Genomic DNA, 17,987 nt, shown 5'->3' on the forward strand with positions numbered 1-17,987 from the left:
TGCTTTAGAAGATCCCCGCTTTCACGGGGATAGTATATTTAGACTATCGTCATTTGGCCTGCATAAAGCACAAACGTACGTAGCATCAAAACACCGATTAAGCTAAGGCTTGTGACGACTAGGATAAAGCCGTGGTTATGCTTTGCCTTTTCAGAACTAAAGAAGTTCATTGCCAAAGGTAACAACATACCCATACCGATAACGCCATACCAGAACCAGTTAGACCAGAATCCACCGCCGATAGCATTCCAAGCGGCCGCTTCGTTTTGACCACCACTAAAGATAAGACCGGTAAAGAAGGTAACGATGACAAACAGTTCGAACAAAACGACAGGACGTTCAAAGCTGTGTACCCATTTGACACTTGGGCTATGCGCATCTTCTTTAAACACCAAAATCCCAAACAATAGACTTGCAGCGGCACCCGACGACAGACTTGAGAACAAGAACAAAATCGGAAGCACGGGGTTGTTAAGCATTGGATAGGTTTTCAGTGCCGATAATAAGAAGCCAGTATAAGCCGCTAATACGATAGCTAAGAAACCTAAAAACAACTCCAAACCATTCTCAATTTTCTCGAACTTAATCAGAATGTTCTCTACAAAATCGAACTTGCTTCCCAAAACATCCATAATTGGCTTTCTGAAAATCATGCCAATCCACACAAACAAGACAACCATGTAGACTTGGAATAAGATCACACCCATCGACATCACTGACGTTGGGTTGAAGTAAATCATAATTTTCCAAAACTCGAGTGGCTTGGTTAAGTGGAATACCAAGATCAACAGACCAACAATAATGCCAAATGGCGCCAACCAGGCCATAGCCTTCAGGATGCCATTTTGCGCTGGATCGCCTTCTATGACTTTTCGCTTAAGATAAATCGCTATCAGTGCAGAACCCGCGGACATACCAGCCAAAAATAGATAGATCGCAATAATCCAATCCCACACAAGAGAGTCGAAATGAAAGGCAGTTTCCCAAGTACTCATACTATACCTCCCCCTTATGGAACGGAACTTTGAACAGTTTAGGCTTAGTCCCTAATTGTTCTTTATCACGGTATATCACCTTGATACTCTTCATCTTATTAATATCGCTGTTTGGATCATTCAAATCACCAAACACCAAAGCGTTAGTTGGACAACTTTCCACACACGCCGGTAACTTGCCTTCGGCTAAATTGGTGTCACGACAGAAGTTACATTTATCTGCAGAGCGAGTTTCCGGATTGAAGAAGCGCACTTGGTAAGGACATGCTGCTAAGCAATAACCACAACCTACGCATTTTTCATTGTGTACATCGATGATGCCTGTTTCTTCATCTTTATAAGCTGCACCTGTTGGGCACACATAAACACAAGGAGGGTTTTCACAATGTTGGCAGGAATCACGAGTAAATCGATACTCCACATCTGGAAACTCACCAATAGGCTCTGAGCGGTGAATTTCCAAGCGGGAAACACCTTCCGGTACTTTGTTGACTTCACGACAAGCGTCTGTACAAGCGGTACAACCAATACAGGCATTTTCATCATGCAACATGCCATAGCGCACCGCTTTTTTGGTGTCATCACTCGCTACCGACTGTCGAGAAGTTAACACTGAAGTTGTTGCCACCCCCGTGGTAAAGATGACAGCGCCTGTGCCAGCGAGAAAATTTCGTCTTGAACAACTCATATTACTTGCCCTCCTCTTCACGTTTTTCGTTGAAGTCTTTGTGGCAATCGACACACATCTTAATGGTTGCTTTGTGGTCGTAAGAAAGTACTTTCGCTTTCTCGGCATGCACTGAGTGGCAATTGGTGCAGGTTAGGTTTTTCGCATGCACATCATGAGTCCAGCTATCTTCGCGCAAATATTGCGGCTGATGACATTCGGTGCATCGGCTATTTGCTTTGAGGATAGCTTCAGGGTCTAACCATGTTTTATCGGAACCCGGCTGAGACTGCGCAGGATGATATTTAATGACCGTAGAACCACCGTCACGGTGATCTGGACCGATATTACTGTGGCATTGAGTACAATTAACTTCGCTGCCAGTGATTTCGATTGCGTCCTCTCCGTGAGAGCCAGCAAGTGTCTGTTTGGAGTCTTTGTGACACTGAACGCATTTATAGTCCTTGTCACGAATCAACTCCACCTTATGCCGTTGAGATACCCCTTCTTTTTCGAGGGCTGCTTCATCAGCTAAGGCATTGAGTGAATAACCATAGAGAGTAAATGCTAGGAGGGCCTGAAGCATTATCACCATGGTCAATTTAACATTGCCCATTGTATCCTTTCCTTAAACCCAATATTGAAGGTAAAACCTACAAAGTCAGATTAATAATTAATAACTTTCCTCTAGTAATTACTTGAATTAAGTCATTACCAACGAAATGTAATCAATTCTTATTTAGGATGAGCCACAACGCTTCACATGACGATCATAGTTTCCGATGTGTTATTTGCCTATCACTTTAGAGGTAATTAGTGAGCAATATCACTAATGTTTGTGTGTGAATTTTTACATAACTTCCATTTAAAAATGATAATTAATATCATCACAAATAAGGACACATACCCCTTTAGGGTTAGTTGAAAATAGATGTGAACTCAATCACTTAGATAAATTGATCTAAAACAGTAAACGCCCCGACATGTAATTAAGTATTAATGGATATGAGCTAATATTAACAGGTCTTAATAAGATAAGACGTCTCCAAATCTTATTTAGGGAAATAGCCCCACAACGCATTTCAAAAATTAGAATATGGAGATAACACTGTGAAAAAGCACTGGATTCTAAGTTCCGTTGCTGCAATAGCTCTATTAGGCGCCGCGAGTGTGCCAGCTTATGCAGCATCAGAAGAAGGGTTGATTGACCCTCGAAATCAAGCCTACGAAAAAGATCATCCCGATCAATATAAAACGTGGAAAGAAACAAGTGAAAGTGAAGAAATAGAAGATGCGTTAGCGCATGACCCTAATATGGTCATCCTATGGGCAGGCTATGGCTTTGCTAAAGACTATAATAAGGCGCGCGGTCACTTTTATGCGTTAGACGATGTAAGACAAACACTGAGAACAGGCGGTCCAACAGATCCTAAATCAGGCCCTATGCCGATGGCATGTTGGAGCTGTAAAAGCCCAGATGTTGGTCGTGTGATCGATGAACGTGGCGAAGATGGCTACTTTGAAGGCAAATGGGCAAGACTAGGTGCAGAAATCTCTAACCCTATAGGCTGCGCTGACTGTCACGATACTCGCAGTGACGCGTTTAAAAACGGCGAGCCTGCATTGGCAATCGCAAAGCCGTATGTAGAACGTGCATTCGAAGCTATTGGCAAGAAGTTTGACGAACAATCTCGCTTAGACCAGCAAGCATCTGTCTGTGCTCAGTGTCACGTAGAGTACTACTTCACAGGCCCAACGAAAGCGGTTAAGTTCCCGTGGGATATGGGAACAACTGTTGGTGAAATGGAAGAGTACTACGATGCATTGAACTTCAAAGATTGGCAACATGCAGTTTCTAAAGCGCCAATGCTAAAAGCTCAACACCCAGGATACGAAACTTGGCGTGATGGTATCCACGGTAAGAACGGTGTAGTTTGTGTTGACTGTCATATGCCTAAAGTGACCAAAGAAGATGGTACGGTCTTTACTGACCACAAAGTTGGTAACCCATTTGATCGCTTCGAAGATACTTGTGCTAATTGTCACACTCAAACGAAAGAGCAATTACAAGGCATCGTTTCAACGCGCAAAGCTCAGGTTCTTAATATGAAGCTTACCGCTGAAAAGCAAATCGTTGCCGCTCACTTTGAAGCTGGTGCTGCATGGGATGCAGGTGCAACAGAAGAAGAGATGAAACCTATCTTGATGGATATTCGTCATGCACAATGGCGCTGGGACTATGCCATCGCTTCTCATGGTGTGCATATGCACGCTCCAGAAGTGGCACTTGAGGTGCTTGGTACATCAGTAGACAAAGCAGCAGATGCACGTGCGAAACTTATCCGACTGCTTGCTAAGAAAGGCATCACTGATCCGGTAGAAATACCTGATATCTCAACTAAAGAGAAAGCTCAAGCAGCATTAGGTATGGATATGGATAAGATGAACGCTGAGAAACAGCACTTCTTAGAAACCGTCGTACCTGAGTGGGACAAAGAAGCAGAAGCAAGAGAAGCGAAGTACTAATATTTCACTAATATGATTCTGTGATCTATTCGATTATTAGTTAAAGCCCCAACCACTTAGTTGGGGCTTTTTGCTACCATTAAGTCTATGACTATCAGACACCTAAATTGGCGCTCTATGAAAAAGCATCTCGCATTTGTTCTCTGCGTAGTAAGCTCTCCCCTACTTGCAGGCACTTACAACAGCGTTTCTGTCGGCACAACTAGTGACGGTGGTTTTGGCGTAGGTCTTTATCACGATCGTAATTTAAGCTTCGGCTTTTACAGCAACTTGGCTGGTGGAACGGGCCCTAACAATGATGATTTCGCTCTTAATGTGGGTCTAGTAAAATCTTTGAGTGAGAATTTTGTCGGTTATGTTGGTGCCGGAATTGCCAACCGAAGCGAAGAGCAGTTCAATGGTTCTCCAATCAAAACTTATGACTCATCACTCCGTTTTAATGGCAATATTGGATTGTTGTTTAAAACTGGCGTCACCGGTTTCACCGCTGATGTAGGTTATAACACCGGTCTTGAGGCTGCTTACTTTGGTGTAGGCTACACCTATTAGCGGCTACCAGTAATTTTCACTCGCAAAATTACCCGGCTTACGACGCAGATGTTTAGTAAGTCCTAGCTCTAGCAGTGTCTCATTTGTATCTTTGACCATTGCAGGATTTCCACAAATATATACAAAGCTGTCTGGCGCACTCAGCGCTAAGCCCACCTGTTTCTGAACCTCCCTATTAAGTAGTAACTCGGGAATTCGACCTCTAAGACTAGTGGGATGCGCTTCTCTTGACACCACAGAAACGAAATGAAACTTGTCGCCCAACGCGTTTTTCGCGCATTCGATAGAGTCTGAGTATACTAATTCACTTTGGGTTCGGACGGCGTGGACAAGAACGATGCTATCAAAGCGTTTGGCAATCGAGTCATCTTCTAAAATAGAGAGAAAGGGACCAATCGCCGTACCGGTAGAGAGCATCCAAAGCGCTTTGGCATAATCCGGTATTTCTTCTAGAGTCATAAAACCCGAAGGCTGTTTACCGACAAACAGTTTGTCTCCCACCTCTAGGTCGTTTAATTTCGGCGACAGTTGACCGTTGTCATCGGCAATGATGAGAAACTCCAGATGATCTTTGCCATAAGGATGTTTCGGGTGATTCACCATAGAATAAGCTCGACGAACCCATTCGCCGTCTGAGTTCAGTAAACCCAATTTAGTAAACTGACCAGCGACATAAGTCTCTATCGATGCTGCCACTTCAAGGCTGAAGAGCTTTTCTGTCCACTGCTTCTTAGCGAGTACACGCCCTTCAACCAAACCGTTAGGAACCAACACATTATCTATGTTCGCCATACTTTACCTCCGATGAAGAAAACATAAGCTTCTGTTCATCATAGAGCTAAATCCGACAAAATTTAAACTACAGTTTATGAGGAAATTAGGACTTTCGAACCATTTCATCATAGATTTAAATAACAGATGAAAGAAATTCTCAACTTTCCGGTCTAACTATATTGTGTGTCGTAAAAAGGATGTGTTAGTGACCATGAAACCTTGTTTTCCAGCTGTGCCACTAGATGTGCCTAGCGAAAGTCCAGTTCGCTACTGGTTGCACGAGTACCAACATCGACTACTTGAATTTACCGACATGGAACGCAAGGCACTTTCACGCCTTTTGCCATTGCTAGTATGTGGTGAACAATCTTCTCAATGGGTGTTTTACAACGAATCAGTGAGGCAAAAAGAAAGTCCCTTAGCAATTGCCGCCAACGATTTTGAGCGTATCGTTGCCGATGAGAAATACCATGAAGAGGCTCTAGAGTGGGTTCGTCATCAAATTGAAGAACCTGCAGATATACTTGCAATAAAAAGACGCAGCCAGCGATTCTTTGCCTCATTGGGAGCAAGAAAAACATTCGAAGAGCACTTTGCTCAAATCGCTTGTTTGGATGCCCTAGTGTGTAAGTTGATGCTGTTTATTGAGAAAGGCTCTTTGGGACCACATCATCCTTTTACTCTCCTTTGCCGCGCCATCAAACAGGATGAGGCCAGGCATGTCTCTGTATCGAAGCTTCACGCCATAGAACTTGGATACGATAAATCTCGATGGCGTGAGCTGAACACCAACATCTCAGACAAGCTATATGAGCTACTCAATACCGAACGTGACGCGTTTGAAGTACTTGGAGTAAATCTAGACATGATTTTCGAGACTAAAGAGGGATAATTTATGACTGCAACTTTTCTACCCGGGCGCGTTTCACTGCTTGCCGCCAGCCATCAATTTCCCGAACAACACTTATCAAATGGGGAACTACTCGGAGCACTTGAGCAACTTTCCGGAAAACGCTTTGCCAGAGTGGCAGCGAGGATAGTGCCTTTTCTAGGCATTGAAGGTCGTCATTTTTCACGCAGCATTCAGACTCATACTAGCGAGCCAAATCCGAGCAACTCTGATCTTGCAGTTCATACCATTAAAGATTTGCTCGCAAACTCTCAACATACTCTCTCTGATATTGATTATCTTATTGGCCATACGACAACGCCAGACACTCAGCTTCCTCCCAACATCGCATGGGTAGCCGAAAAACTTCGATACCAAGGTCCGTTTATGGAACTGCGACAAGCTTGTACAGGTTTCGCAAGTGCTTTACAAATCGCCATTCCGCGCCTTGCTATGCTCAACAAACCCATCGCCATCGTGGGTAGTGAAACAGGGTCAGTGTATTTCGATTACGACAAAGGTTTTCTCGACCAGTCTCAGTTGGTGAATTACATGCAAATGGGAGACGGTGCTGGAGGGGTCATTATTGGACCTGAGACAAGCGAAGGAATAGGTACGATATCGCGCTGTTTCACTGGTCAAATTGGTATAGATAAGTCACCGGGTTTATCTCTCGACGGCGGCTCTGCATCTGTTTACACTCAAACGGGAAAGGCGCGCTTTCATCATAGCGCAACCGATGTCCGTAAAAGTGGCGAAGCCTTGTTTCAAGCGAGTATTCTCGCGCTGAGAGAGCAAGGTTTTGAGTTGGACGATTTTGACTACATCATCCCCCACCAAGCAAGTGGGCGAATCGATAGTATGCTGGCTGAAGCTTTGGATATAGACTCGAATAAGATCGTCAATGATGCTAAACATTGGGGAAATCTAGGCTCTGCTGCAATTTGGTGTAGTTTTTCGAATCTAGTTCGTAGCGACAAGCTTAGGGCGGGAAGTAAGGTCGCTATTCTAGGCGCAGAAGCCACCAAATACATGTATGGTGGCTTTATCTATACGCACAAAAATTGAGGCTCTAAAGATTACTAGTAAGCATTTAGTTGCCGCTCATGCGTTTCACTTGATTAATTTTCTCAATAATAGCCGCTCTATCAATCCCCGGTCGATTGGAATCAAGGATTTTCGTCCAAATTTCAATCGCTTTGTTGTGTTCTGAATGTAGAAAATAGTCAGACGCAACAAGTAGCAATGCGGTGTCGTTGTACTCATCCATTTCGAGTGCTTTATCAAGAAACTGCTGCACTTCAGGGGTGATCGTTTGCGACTCATCAAAGTACTTCGCCGTCGCTATTGCCGCATACTGACCAGCGTAAGGGGTCTCAGACAGTCGAATTGAGTAGTCAAAACAAGTAATCGCCGCATCAAACTCAGAGCTTTGCATATAAAGCTGCCCTAACCTAAACCAATCTTTCGCATCATTAGGGTTCTGTTTTAGTGCTTGCTGCAGTTCTTGCATCATGGATTCACCATTTTTAAATGGTGCAGCAAGTTCGAGCTCAGGGAGTGTATTGCGCATTTGTGACCAAATACCCAAAGAAATACCACAGACGAGGACGCTAGCGACAGCCGAAAACAAAAAGCGTTGTTTACCGCTAGCTATGCTTTTTAGACTCAGCAACGCGATAATGAAAACGACAATGCCGCAAAGTAAAGCAAACAGATAGATATTGAAGGACAATGCTTGTTACTCAAGATAAAAAAAGAACCGACATTATATCGGTTCCCGTTAAGATTCACTGTGAGTTCGTGGTCGTTTTCTAGAACACTCGGCGTTTTAGCCCAGCTCTTTCGAGGATTCTGGTTGAAATTTCTTCAACGGATAATGAAGACGTATTGATGTACGGAATTGCTTCTCGTCTAAATAAAGACTCCACACTTGCCAGCTCTTGAAGACACTGCTCAGTACTTGCGTAATCACTGCCTGCCAATCGATTTTCTCGTATTTCAGTTAAACGCTCAGGATCAATGGTTAAACCAAACAGTTTGTGACGATGAATTTCAAATTCAGGCATCAATCGAAGACGCTTAATATCGTCATCGATAAAAGGATAATTCACCACACGCAAACCGAATTGCATGGCTAGATAAAGACTTGTTGGTGTTTTGCCGCTACGAGAGACACCGAGCAGTATTATATCAGCTTGATCAAGGTTCTTGAGTGAAATCCCATCGTCGTGAGCAAGGGTATATTCAATTGCTGCAATACGATCAAAGTACTTATCCGTATCCTTCCCCACGCTGTGAGAACGTTGCAATTTAGGTTTCGGTTCTAGCTGCAAATCGTCCTTCACTTGCGCCACTATACTTTCCAACACATCGTAGCAATACGCAGAAGACTGCATAAGACCTGTGCGAATTTCAGGTACAACAATGGAGAAAAACACTAACGGTTTTACACCGTTGCGTTCATAAGATTGATTAATTTCCCTAATGAGTTCATCAAGCTTATGTGCGCTTTCGACAAATGGAAACGTTTTCTCATTCGCAGTGAACGGAAACTGTCCTAAAACCACGTGTCCCAATGTCTCGCAAGTAATCGCTGTTCCGTCAGAAACGTAGAACACGTCACGACTTTGACCATTATTTTTCATTTTTTATTTAATTTTTCAAAAAAATTTAAGTAGGATGCATTACATAATATCGATAACAAACCCTAGCATTCAATAACGTTCCCCCACAGTTTTGAAAAATAGTTAACTATTTTTTTACTGAATACGTAATCGATTGCTATATCCTACAGCTGCAATGTTTCTGGAGATAGACATGCAACAAAACAACACCCTTTGGTTCAATGGCCTGTCCATGGACGATGTCGATAAGGTCGGCGGTAAGAATGCTTCACTGGGCGAGATGGTTTCCAATCTTGCTAATGCGGGAGTGTCAGTACCGAATGGCTTTGCGACGACGTCTTATGCCTTCAACCAGTTCCTCGATTTCGAAGGATTGGATGAGCGCATTCATGGCCTACTAGACGAACTTGATGTTGATGATGTTGACGCACTGCGTAAGACAGGCGCGACCATCCGTCAATGGGTATTAGAAGCCCCATTCCCTGCTGACCTAGAGCAGGACATTAGAGAAAATTACCAAGAACTCATTGAAGGTAACACAGAGCTATCTGTAGCAGTTCGCTCTTCTGCGACTGCGGAAGACTTACCAGATGCCTCATTTGCTGGCCAGCAAGAAACATTCTTAAATGTAAAAGGCATCGAGGCCGTTCTTGAAGCCACTAAACACGTATACGCTTCGCTATTTAATGACCGTGCGATTTCGTATCGTGTCCATCAAGGTTTTGACCACCGCGGTATCTCACTATCGGCTGGTATTCAGCGTATGGTGCGTTCTGATCAAGCCTCATCCGGCGTGATGTTCACCTTAGATACTGAATCTGGCTTTGACCAAGTCGTGTTCATTACATCGGCTTGGGGTCTAGGTGAGATGGTCGTTCAAGGCGCCGTTAACCCAGATGAGTTTTACGTCCACAAACCGCTTCTTGAACAAGGACAAGCACCGATTGTTAAAAAGACCTTCGGCTCCAAACTCATTAAAATGGTGTACTCCAACAATCAAGAAATTGGTAAACAGGTCGACATCATTGACACGTCTGATGCAGAGCGTAACCAGTTCTCGCTAACTGATGAAGAAATCAAAGAACTTGCTAAACAAGCGATGATCATCGAAAAGCACTACCAGCGTCCAATGGACATTGAATGGGCAAAAGATGGCATTGATGGCAAGCTCTACATCGTTCAGGCACGCCCAGAAACAGTATGCTCTCAAAGTGAACAAAATGTCATCGAACGTTTCCAACTGAACAACAAAGCAGACGTGTTAGTCGAAGGCCGTGCTATTGGCCAACGCATCGGTACAGGTCCAGTTAGATTGGTAGATTCACTTGACCAGATGTCACTGGTTCAAGAAGGAGACGTGCTAGTGACTGACATGACCGACCCTGACTGGGAACCTGTCATGAAAAAGGCCTCGGCAATTGTCACCAACCGAGGCGGCCGTACTTGCCACGCTGCAATCATCGCTCGTGAACTAGGTATCCCAGCTATCGTTGGTTGTGGTAACGCAACAGATAGCCTTGCCAATGGCGCGACCGTAACTGTTTCTTGTTCAGAAGGCGAAACGGGCTACGTTTATCAGGGAGAGCTTGAGTTTGAAGTACGACGCTCAGCCGTTGACGAATTGCCTCTTCTACCGACTAAAGTAATGATGAACGTTGGTAACCCAGATCGTGCCTTTGACTTCGCTCAAATCCCTAATGAGGGCGTAGGTCTAGCACGTCTTGAGTTTATCATTAACAAAATGATAGGGATTCACCCGAAAGCCCTACTTAACTTCGACCAGCAATCTCCAGAGCTACAAGCTGAAATTACTCAGCGCATTCGCGGCTACGATGACCCGATCGATTTCTATGTGAGCAAACTCACTGAAGGTATTGCTACGATTGCCGCTGCTTTCTGGCCTAAACGTGTGATTGTTCGTATGTCTGACTTTAAGTCGAATGAATACAGCAACCTCGTCGGTGGTAAAGCATTTGAACCACACGAAGAAAACCCTATGCTTGGCTTCCGCGGTGCGTCTCGCTACATTTCACCGGTATTCGAAGATTGCTTTGAGTTAGAAACTCGCGCATTAAAACGTGTACGCAATGAAATGGGCCTGAAGAACGTTGAAATCATGATTCCATTCGTGCGAACACCAAGCGAAGCTGCCCAAGTTATCGACTTACTGGCTAAGTTTGAACTGCGCCGTGGAGAACAAGGTCTTAAGGTCATTATGATGTGTGAACTGCCTTCAAACGCAGTTTTAGCTGACGAATTCCTTAAGTATTTTGACGGCTTCTCCATCGGGTCAAACGATATGACACAATTAACACTTGGCTTAGACCGAGATTCTGGAGACGTGGCACATCTGTTTGACGAACGTAACCCAGCAGTCAAAGCGATGTTGAAAATGGCTATCGATGCAGCAACACAAGCAGGCAAATATGTCGGCATCTGTGGTCAAGGCCCTTCCGACCATGACGATTTAGCAGAATGGCTAATGGAACAAGGCATCAGCTCAGTATCCCTGAACCCAGATACTGTTATTGATACCTGGTTGAAATTGGGTAATGTTGCTAAGCAATAAATAGCTACACGTTATGACTAAGCCAGAGCTGTTTGCTCTGGCTTTTTTGTTAGCAGAACGCCTGTTTTAGATAGTTTTGAGCACGTTAGTCACGTGTTTTAACCAAAGGTTCCGTTTTATTTTTGCAATAATACTTGTCGACTTTTTCACTTTTTAATTGCGCTATCTCAAGCCTATTCTGGATAGGCAGACCAAAGCTCTACATATGAGGTAACGCTATGAGAAAATCCATTGCAATTGTTGCGGGTGTACTTACCTGTGTATCTGTTGGTGCTTATGCCACCGAGTCAACTGCCCAAGATACTGAAAATTCCGTTGACTACGTTCAAGTTAGAAACGGTATCGCTTACCAAGTAAACGAAACCACACCTTTCACCGGTGAACTTACACGCAAATATAACTCCGGGCAAAACGCACTTCATGTCCGATTTGCTAACGGTAAAGCCGTAGGTGCAGAAACCACTTACTATCCAAATGGTCAGGTCTCTTCTACCATCAATTACAAGGACGGTCTCGCAGACGGAGATTGGAAACAGTGGTATGAAAATGGACAGTTGAAAGTCGATGCAGAATATAAAGGAGGCGTATTAAATGGCGCTTTCGATGAGTGGTCCTATAATGGTCAAAAACTTGTCTCAGCGAAGTATGATGATGGCGAACTGCAAGGTAAGTTATCTTCTTGGTATGAGAATGGCCAACCACGATCAGTTGAAAACTATGATTCAGGCAAGAAAGACGGTCTAGCCATTAGCTACTATCCAAATGGAAACAAAGCTTACGAAGCAACTTACGATCAAGGTGACATCAATGATGGCATCGTGACCAAATACGCACCTGATGGACAGAAACAATATGAAGTAACCGTCAAAGATAACAAGATGGTCTCTGAACAGCATTGGTTTGATAATAAATCCTAGTCCATCAGTTTAGCCTTTCGGAGGAGATGCTTATGTTTACTACCCTACCATCACCACGCCCAGATATACTGGTCATTGAATTTGATGACAACGTCGATTTAGTGCAAGAAAAACACATTATCGCTGAGGTAGACAAGCTATTGGCAGAACATGAAAGAATAAGTGTGATGGCAATACTTGATGAAAGTGCTAACTGGTCGCTTGCGGCAGGATTTAAGGACATTGTCTGGACACTGACAAATCTAAAACGAATCGAAAAAGTAGCAATCGTTGCTGACAGCAAGGTTATTACTTGGCTGGTGAATGCGGATGCTATTATCGCTCGAATGTTTGATATTCAAGAAAAAGCATTCGCCTCAGCCGACTTTGAACAAGCTTGGAATTGGATTCAAGCTCCCAAGTAGTCGCATTCAACGTAAGATCATTGAAAGTCCACAGACAGTAAATAAGAAAGCCAGATCCTTAGGGTCTGGCTTTCTTGGTCAGGCTAAGCTGCTTGCACTCATTAATCTAGGTGCTCAATAAGCCAAACCTCTTCAGCAAATCGAGTTAAGCCTTGTTTTATGCGACGATGATTATCGTCTGCCTCATCCCGTTCCAACAACGTTAAACGGTATTCTTCACCAAAGTATGCCTTTACTTCACTCGACGGAACACTAAACGGAGGCCCGGACATTTCAGCTTGGACATAATCAAGTGTAATCAATAGGATTCGACCACCCGGCATTAGAGAGCGCTTCAAGTTCTCGACGTATAAAGCTCTTAGTTCTTCCGGCATCGCGATGAGTGCAGCACGGTCATAGATAAGCTCTACAGGTCGTATAGGAGCTGTGAAATAGTCACCTACGTAAATATCTAACTCGTCAAACTGATACAACTCAAATTGGCCATTAATTGGAGTGACCATTGGCGTATAGAAATGCTCGGCAAAAAAGGCACGTACAGCGATCTGACTGAGCTCTACACCTTGAACGCTATCGTGGCGCTGTGCTAGCCAAACAAGGTCCTCAGATTTACCACAAAGCGGCACAAAAACACCATCAGTGCGGTTTGGTTTTACTTGGTTCCAGTATTTGATAAGTAACGGGTTCACATCTTCCAGATGAAAGCCAATTTTATTCGATGCCCATTTATCATGCCACAATTCAAAATCGTTCATTTATCGTTCATATTCGGTGTGGATAATCATTAACGTAGAGTTTACAGAATGAGGACAAAAAGTCATGCCTCTGAAGGTAACTTTATTGCGAGACTTAGGTCACACATCAAACACTGTTTCGTGTTTTTAGGTTGGGTTCGGTAAGTTAGTCCCCATACTATAGGTAGTGCAACTCCTGAACGTTATCGTCCTTTTTGCATACCGTTTTCGTAACGTAACTAGGAGAGAGAATGAGCATGTTTCTTCGTACCGCAGCACTAATGCTATTGGTACTCAGCCGCGCACCTGCATTTGCGGCAACGCTTAATCAATCCGATTCAACTACTTCAAAAGGAAACCAAGAACAGAACGAAGTTTGTCCATCTGTATTCAAACATAGCCTAAGTGGCTTATATGGCATTGATGCTGTTAACAGCAACGCACTTCAACCGCATTCTGACTTTGATATCTTGTATAGCAAAGCCCACCAAGCTCAGCACGAATTAGAGTCGCTGTGTAAAACTACCGCCCTACTTACTGGTACTGACGCTTATTTCGCAGGCGTGAAATCTTATGACCGTGCACAGGAAAAAATCCGTACTGAACTTAATGGTGAAGTAAATCAAATCACCGACTTAGCTCGTGGCACAATCGTAGCTGATGATGTTGAAGGTCTTGTAGGTGCTTATGAAACTCTCAATCGCGAAGCCAAAGTCGTTCGTGTTAAAAACCGCTTCAAGAGTCCTGCGCCTTCTGGCTACCGTGACTTGAATATTTTGGTTCAACTTCCTAAGACCGGAATCATTGCAGAAGTTCAGCTTCACTTGAAAGCCATTGCCGACGTGAAAAGCGGTCCAGAGCATGATCTTTATGAGATAATTCAAGGCATCGAGCGCAACGCAGCCTCACAAGATCGTAGCTTAAACGATATTGAAACTGCGCAAATCACCAGCTTAAGAAGACAATCTCTAGAGCTTTATCAAAATGCGTGGCAGCCATACATTACTACCAATATTAAAGCGGCATAGTGTCGCTTTAGTCTTGACTCTTTAACGAGTAAATTCATCGACAAAAAAACAAAAAGACCACATATTGTGGTCTTTTTGTTTTCTAAAGTAAGAACTTAATCTACTTTGATGTTCTCGACTCGTGCCTTCAGTTTTTGGCCGGGACGGAATGTAACTACGCGTCGAGCAGAAATTGGAATATCTTCACCAGTCTTAGGATTTCGACCAGGACGTTCATTCTTGTCTCTCAAGTCAAAATTACCAAAACCCGACAGTTTTACCTGTTCGCCACTTTCGAGTGATTTTCTGATTTCTTCAAAAAATACTTCTACCGTTTCCTTGGCATCCCTTTTACTGAATCCGAGTTTCTCAAATAGGTTCTCAGCCAGATCGGCTTTTGTGAGCGCCATAAAACTCCCCTCAAAGCTAATTTAAACCTTACTATCACAGCGATAGCGCTAAACATTTCGTTTGACCAATCAACAACATAACGGTCTAACTTTGAAAAGTGTAAGCCAACCTTCTGATTTTCGCCAACTTTTTTATATCATGGAAATGTCAGGATATTTTCTTATCTATTAGCAAGTTACCGTTTTAATAGCACAAAACAAAAGTTTCAACAGCACACAGAGCCCAACCACAGTCATATATTTCAATTATCTTCGATATATCAGATATAAATAAAATAACAACAAATTACAAAATACCTAACGCAGACCACAGTTTTACAGCATTTATCTTATAAAAACAGTAAGTTGCAGATGCCAGTCAATATGAAACACGTTTAACCCGCTCGACAGAAAGTTATACAATCTAGTGTATAAAGAGCTATATTTTTAGGTTGCATCAGTTCTATGTGATTAAACAAAAAAAAGCGAGCCAATTAAATTGACTCGCTTTTCGAACACTTAGCTAAGTGAATAACTAATAATTAGTCACGCAGTGAAGCACCAAACTTCTCAGATACGTGAGCAACGATTGTATCCACCGCACCAGCGATATCTGCGTCTTCTAGAGTACGTTCAACTGATTGCAACGTTAGTGCGATGGCAAGACTCTTCTTGCCTTCTTCAACACCTTTACCGACGTATACATCGAACAGTTTCGCGTCTTTCAAGAACTCACCACCCTGTTCTAGACACGCAGCAACGATGTCACCTGAAGCTACAGCTTCATCAACAACAACTGCAATATCTCGACGGTTTGAAGGGAACTTAGAAAGCTGTACCGCTTCTGGAATCACTTTAGAGTTAATTGCAGACCATTCAATTTCGAACACGATAGTACGGCCATTAAGACCAAACTTACGCTCAAGCTCTGGGTGAACAGTACCAATTACACCAACTTCTTTGCCATCTACGACGATTGCCGCAGACTGACCTGGGTGAAGCGCTGGGTGTTTCGCTGCAGCAAATGAGTATGCTTTCTCGTTTGCTGACAGTTCTAGGATCGCTTCTAGGTCGCCTTTAAGGTCAAAGAAGTCAACTGTGTTAGTTTCAATATCCCAATGCTCTTCGCTGCGTGTACCAGCAATAACACCAGCAAGCATTGGCTCTTGGCGCATACCGTTTTCTGCAGTTTCACAAGGGATGAAACGTAAACCGTACTCAAATAGGCGAACACGTGGCTGTTGACGCTTCTGGTTGTGAACAACCGTGTTAAGTAGGCCCTGAATCAACCCAAGACGCATTGCTGACATTTCCGCAGAAATTGGGAATGGCAAGACGAGTGGCTCAACGTCAGGAACGATTAGCTTTTGCTGCTCTGGTTCAACGAAGCTATAAGTGATGGCTTCTTGATAACCGCGGTCAACAAGCAGGTTACGAACACGCTTAAGAGGCAGATCCGCTTCAACATGGTTGTGCATCTTAAGTGCTGCTGCTGGGTGCTGGTTTGGAATATTATCGTAGCCGTAGATACGACCAACTTCTTCAATCAGGTCCTGCTCGATAGCGATATCGAAACGCCATGTTGGTGCTGTCGCCGTCCAACCAGACTCTGATGCCTCAACAGTCAAGCCTAAGCGCTCAAGGATTTCAACAACGTCCGCATCTTCAATGTGATGGCCAAGTAGCGCATCTAGCTTAGTGCGACGCAGTGCTACTGTGTTTGCTTTTGGCAGGTCAGCTTCTGACTCTACACCAACAACTGGTGCTACTTCACCGCCACAGATTTCAACAAGAAGTTCTGTTGCACGCTCCATTGCACCTGTCTGAAGTGCGAAATCCACACCACGTTCAAAACGCATTGAAGAATCGGTGTGAAGACCGTAGCTACGAGCACGACCACGGATGTGGTCAGGTGCGAAGAATGCACATTCTAGCAGAACGTCTTTAGTCTCAGTGGTAACACCAGACTCTTCACCACCAAAGATACCAGCAATTGCCAGTGCTTTATTGTGATCAGCAACAACTAGAGTATCTGCGTTAAGCTCTGCTTCAGTACCGTCTAAAAGTGTTAGCTTCTCACCTTGTTCCGCCATACGTACCACGATGCCACCTTCGATCTTCGCTAGATCGAATGCATGCATTGGTTGGCCTTGCTCTAGTAGAACGTAGTTAGTGATGTCAACGACTGGATCGATTGAACGAATACCACAACGGCGCAGTTTTTCTTGCATCCACAGTGGCGTTTCAGCTTGAACGTTCACGTTCTTAACGATACGACCTAGGTAGCGAGGACACGCTGCTGGCGCTTTCACTTCGATAGAAGCAACATCTGCAATAGACGCTTCAACCGCGTTTACTGCTGGCTCTGTCACATCAGCACGATTTAGAACACCTACTTCACGAGCTAAACCACGAATGCTGAAGCAGTCTGCACGGTTAGCTGTTAGGTCTACGTCTACCGTTACGTCATCAAGACCTAGGAAGTCGCGGAAATCAGTACCGATAACAGCGTCTTCTGCAAGTTCCATGATACCGTCAGACTCAACGTCGATTTCCAACTCAGTGAATGAGCAAAGCATGCCGTGTGAAGGCTGACCACGTAATTTCGCTTTCTTGATTTTAAAATCGCCTGGAAGGACAGCACCAACGGTTGCTACTGCTACTTTAAGACCTTCACGACAGTTAGGAGCGCCACAAACGATGTCTAGCAGTTCTTCTGCGCCAACATCAACTTTTGTTACACGTAGTTTATCTGCGTCTGGGTGTTGACCACACTCAACCACTTTACCTACTTTAACGCCAGTGAAAGAGCCAGCTACTGGTAGTACGTCGTCTACCTCAAGACCAGCCATTGTAATTTGGTGCGTAAGCTCGTCAGTCGTAACCGAAGGACTTACCCACTCACGAAGCCATGATTCGCTGAATTTCATTGTGATGAAC

17 protein-coding genes are annotated in these 17,987 nt (G+C 43.9%); 8 read left to right on the forward strand and 9 right to left on the reverse strand.

Going from position 1 to position 17,987, the window contains the following annotated elements; genetic code table 11:
- Positions 1 to 38: 38 nt before the first annotated feature.
- The 3 genes from nrfD to nrfB are packed head-to-tail and all read right to left on the reverse strand — an operon-like array spanning position 39 to position 2,278.
- The gene (nrfD, locus tag JKJ11_RS09025; RefSeq protein WP_252038028.1) at positions 39 to 995 is read right to left on the reverse strand and encodes a cytochrome c nitrite reductase subunit NrfD; all 957 of its coding nucleotides are present in this window, start codon (positions 993 to 995) and stop codon (positions 39 to 41) included.
- A gap of 1 nt (position 996) precedes the next feature.
- On the reverse strand, positions 997 to 1,683 hold the full coding sequence (gene nrfC / locus JKJ11_RS09030) for a cytochrome c nitrite reductase Fe-S protein (protein ID WP_006074225.1): 687 nt from the start codon (positions 1,681 to 1,683) through the stop codon (positions 997 to 999).
- Between the two features lies 1 nt (position 1,684).
- Positions 1,685 to 2,278: a cytochrome c nitrite reductase pentaheme subunit gene (nrfB, locus tag JKJ11_RS09035; RefSeq protein ID WP_252038029.1), complete on the reverse strand. Its 594-nt coding sequence runs from the start codon at positions 2,276 to 2,278 to the stop codon at positions 1,685 to 1,687.
- A gap of 494 nt (positions 2,279 to 2,772) precedes the next feature.
- Here nrfB and nrfA point away from each other — a divergent pair, with 494 nt between their 5' ends.
- Positions 2,773 to 4,188, forward strand: a complete 1,416-nt coding sequence (gene nrfA / locus JKJ11_RS09040) for an ammonia-forming nitrite reductase cytochrome c552 subunit (RefSeq protein WP_006074229.1) — start codon at positions 2,773 to 2,775, stop codon at positions 4,186 to 4,188.
- Positions 4,189 to 4,305: 117 nt separating this feature from the next.
- Positions 4,306 to 4,737 (forward strand): hypothetical protein, encoded by a 432-nt coding sequence (locus tag JKJ11_RS09045; RefSeq protein WP_252038030.1) that lies wholly within the window; start codon positions 4,306 to 4,308, stop codon positions 4,735 to 4,737.
- 3 nt (positions 4,738 to 4,740) lie between these two features.
- On the opposite strand, the gene JKJ11_RS09050 is transcribed toward JKJ11_RS09045, so the two are convergent.
- Positions 4,741 to 5,529 carry a ferredoxin--NADP reductase gene (locus tag JKJ11_RS09050; RefSeq protein WP_252038031.1) on the reverse strand — a complete coding sequence of 263 codons (789 nt, stop codon included), beginning with the start codon at positions 5,527 to 5,529 and terminating at the stop codon, positions 4,741 to 4,743.
- Between the two features lie 187 nt (positions 5,530 to 5,716).
- Between JKJ11_RS09050 and JKJ11_RS09055 the strand changes: the two genes are divergently transcribed.
- Together JKJ11_RS09055 and JKJ11_RS09060 are read left to right on the forward strand one after the other, a co-directional pair.
- Entirely contained in the window at positions 5,717 to 6,403 is a 687-nt protein-coding gene (locus JKJ11_RS09055) for a hypothetical protein (protein WP_038222907.1), read from the forward strand.
- Between the two features lie 3 nt (positions 6,404 to 6,406).
- Positions 6,407 to 7,468: a 3-oxoacyl-ACP synthase III family protein gene (locus JKJ11_RS09060; RefSeq protein ID WP_124939761.1), complete on the forward strand. Its 1,062-nt coding sequence runs from the start codon at positions 6,407 to 6,409 to the stop codon at positions 7,466 to 7,468.
- A gap of 25 nt (positions 7,469 to 7,493) precedes the next feature.
- On the opposite strand, the gene JKJ11_RS09065 is transcribed toward JKJ11_RS09060, so the two are convergent.
- Together JKJ11_RS09065 and ppsR are read right to left on the reverse strand one after the other, a co-directional pair.
- Positions 7,494 to 8,135: a TPR domain-containing protein gene (locus tag JKJ11_RS09065; RefSeq protein WP_124939762.1), complete on the reverse strand. Its 642-nt coding sequence runs from the start codon at positions 8,133 to 8,135 to the stop codon at positions 7,494 to 7,496.
- A gap of 79 nt (positions 8,136 to 8,214) precedes the next feature.
- Positions 8,215 to 9,048, reverse strand: a complete 834-nt coding sequence (gene ppsR, locus JKJ11_RS09070; RefSeq protein ID WP_006074241.1) for a posphoenolpyruvate synthetase regulatory kinase/phosphorylase PpsR — start codon at positions 9,046 to 9,048, stop codon at positions 8,215 to 8,217.
- A 154-nt stretch (positions 9,049 to 9,202) separates the two neighbouring features.
- Here ppsR and ppsA point away from each other — a divergent pair, with 154 nt between their 5' ends.
- The 3 genes from ppsA to JKJ11_RS09085 all read left to right on the forward strand — a co-directional run bounded on the left by ppsA (position 9,203) and on the right by JKJ11_RS09085 (position 12,917).
- Positions 9,203 to 11,596, forward strand: a complete 2,394-nt coding sequence (gene ppsA, locus JKJ11_RS09075) for a phosphoenolpyruvate synthase (RefSeq protein ID WP_038222910.1) — start codon at positions 9,203 to 9,205, stop codon at positions 11,594 to 11,596.
- Between the two features lie 218 nt (positions 11,597 to 11,814).
- On the forward strand, positions 11,815 to 12,513 hold the full coding sequence (locus JKJ11_RS09080; RefSeq protein WP_006074245.1) for a toxin-antitoxin system YwqK family antitoxin: 699 nt from the start codon (positions 11,815 to 11,817) through the stop codon (positions 12,511 to 12,513).
- Between the two features lie 32 nt (positions 12,514 to 12,545).
- Positions 12,546 to 12,917, forward strand: coding sequence for a SpoIIAA family protein (locus JKJ11_RS09085; RefSeq protein ID WP_062459627.1), 372 nt, complete (start codon positions 12,546 to 12,548; stop codon positions 12,915 to 12,917).
- A 101-nt stretch (positions 12,918 to 13,018) separates the two neighbouring features.
- Here the strand turns inward: JKJ11_RS09085 and JKJ11_RS09090 are convergent, their stop codons facing one another.
- Positions 13,019 to 13,672, reverse strand: a complete 654-nt coding sequence (locus JKJ11_RS09090; protein WP_038230379.1) for a thiopurine S-methyltransferase — start codon at positions 13,670 to 13,672, stop codon at positions 13,019 to 13,021.
- Positions 13,673 to 13,902: 230 nt separating this feature from the next.
- On the opposite strand from JKJ11_RS09090, the gene JKJ11_RS09095 reads away from it, so the two are divergent.
- A complete protein-coding gene (locus JKJ11_RS09095) occupies positions 13,903 to 14,679 on the forward strand; it encodes a RelA/SpoT domain-containing protein (RefSeq protein ID WP_006074249.1) in 777 nt (258 codons plus the stop codon).
- A gap of 95 nt (positions 14,680 to 14,774) precedes the next feature.
- On the opposite strand, the gene ihfA is transcribed toward JKJ11_RS09095, so the two are convergent.
- A complete protein-coding gene (gene ihfA / locus JKJ11_RS09100) occupies positions 14,775 to 15,068 on the reverse strand; it encodes an integration host factor subunit alpha (protein ID WP_006074250.1) in 294 nt (97 codons plus the stop codon).
- A 521-nt stretch (positions 15,069 to 15,589) separates the two neighbouring features.
- Entirely contained in the window at positions 15,590 to 17,977 is a 2,388-nt protein-coding gene (pheT, locus tag JKJ11_RS09105; RefSeq protein WP_252038032.1) for a phenylalanine--tRNA ligase subunit beta, read from the reverse strand.
- Positions 17,978 to 17,987 lie beyond the last annotated feature (10 nt).

It is taken from the genome of Vibrio sp. SCSIO 43133 (genome assembly GCF_023716845.1).
Lineage (GTDB): Bacteria > Pseudomonadota > Gammaproteobacteria > Enterobacterales > Vibrionaceae > Vibrio > Vibrio mediterranei.

Excerpts from the sequence above, each read along its gene's own strand:
- pheT (WP_252038032.1), bottom strand. The coding sequence starts at position 17,977 with ATGAAATTCAGCGAATCATGGCTTCGTGAGTGGGTAAGTCCTTCGGTT.
- JKJ11_RS09085 (WP_062459627.1), top strand. The coding sequence starts at position 12,546 with ATGTTTACTACCCTACCATCACCACGCCCAGATATACTGGTCATTGAA.
- ppsR (WP_006074241.1), bottom strand. The coding sequence starts at position 9,048 with ATGAAAAATAATGGTCAAAGTCGTGACGTGTTCTACGTTTCTGACGGA.
- JKJ11_RS09095 (WP_006074249.1), top strand. The coding sequence starts at position 13,903 with ATGAGCATGTTTCTTCGTACCGCAGCACTAATGCTATTGGTACTCAGC.
- JKJ11_RS09080 (WP_006074245.1), top strand. The coding sequence starts at position 11,815 with ATGAGAAAATCCATTGCAATTGTTGCGGGTGTACTTACCTGTGTATCT.
- JKJ11_RS09050 (WP_252038031.1), bottom strand. The coding sequence starts at position 5,529 with ATGGCGAACATAGATAATGTGTTGGTTCCTAACGGTTTGGTTGAAGGG.
- JKJ11_RS09045 (WP_252038030.1), top strand. The coding sequence starts at position 4,306 with ATGAAAAAGCATCTCGCATTTGTTCTCTGCGTAGTAAGCTCTCCCCTA.
- JKJ11_RS09090 (WP_038230379.1), bottom strand. The coding sequence starts at position 13,672 with ATGAACGATTTTGAATTGTGGCATGATAAATGGGCATCGAATAAAATT.
- nrfD (WP_252038028.1), bottom strand. The coding sequence starts at position 995 with ATGAGTACTTGGGAAACTGCCTTTCATTTCGACTCTCTTGTGTGGGAT.
- ihfA (WP_006074250.1), bottom strand. The coding sequence starts at position 15,068 with ATGGCGCTCACAAAAGCCGATCTGGCTGAGAACCTATTTGAGAAACTC.
- nrfC (WP_006074225.1), bottom strand. The coding sequence starts at position 1,683 with ATGAGTTGTTCAAGACGAAATTTTCTCGCTGGCACAGGCGCTGTCATC.
- nrfB (WP_252038029.1), bottom strand. The coding sequence starts at position 2,278 with ATGGGCAATGTTAAATTGACCATGGTGATAATGCTTCAGGCCCTCCTA.
- ppsA (WP_038222910.1), top strand. The coding sequence starts at position 9,203 with ATGTTTCTGGAGATAGACATGCAACAAAACAACACCCTTTGGTTCAAT.
- JKJ11_RS09060 (WP_124939761.1), top strand. The coding sequence starts at position 6,407 with ATGACTGCAACTTTTCTACCCGGGCGCGTTTCACTGCTTGCCGCCAGC.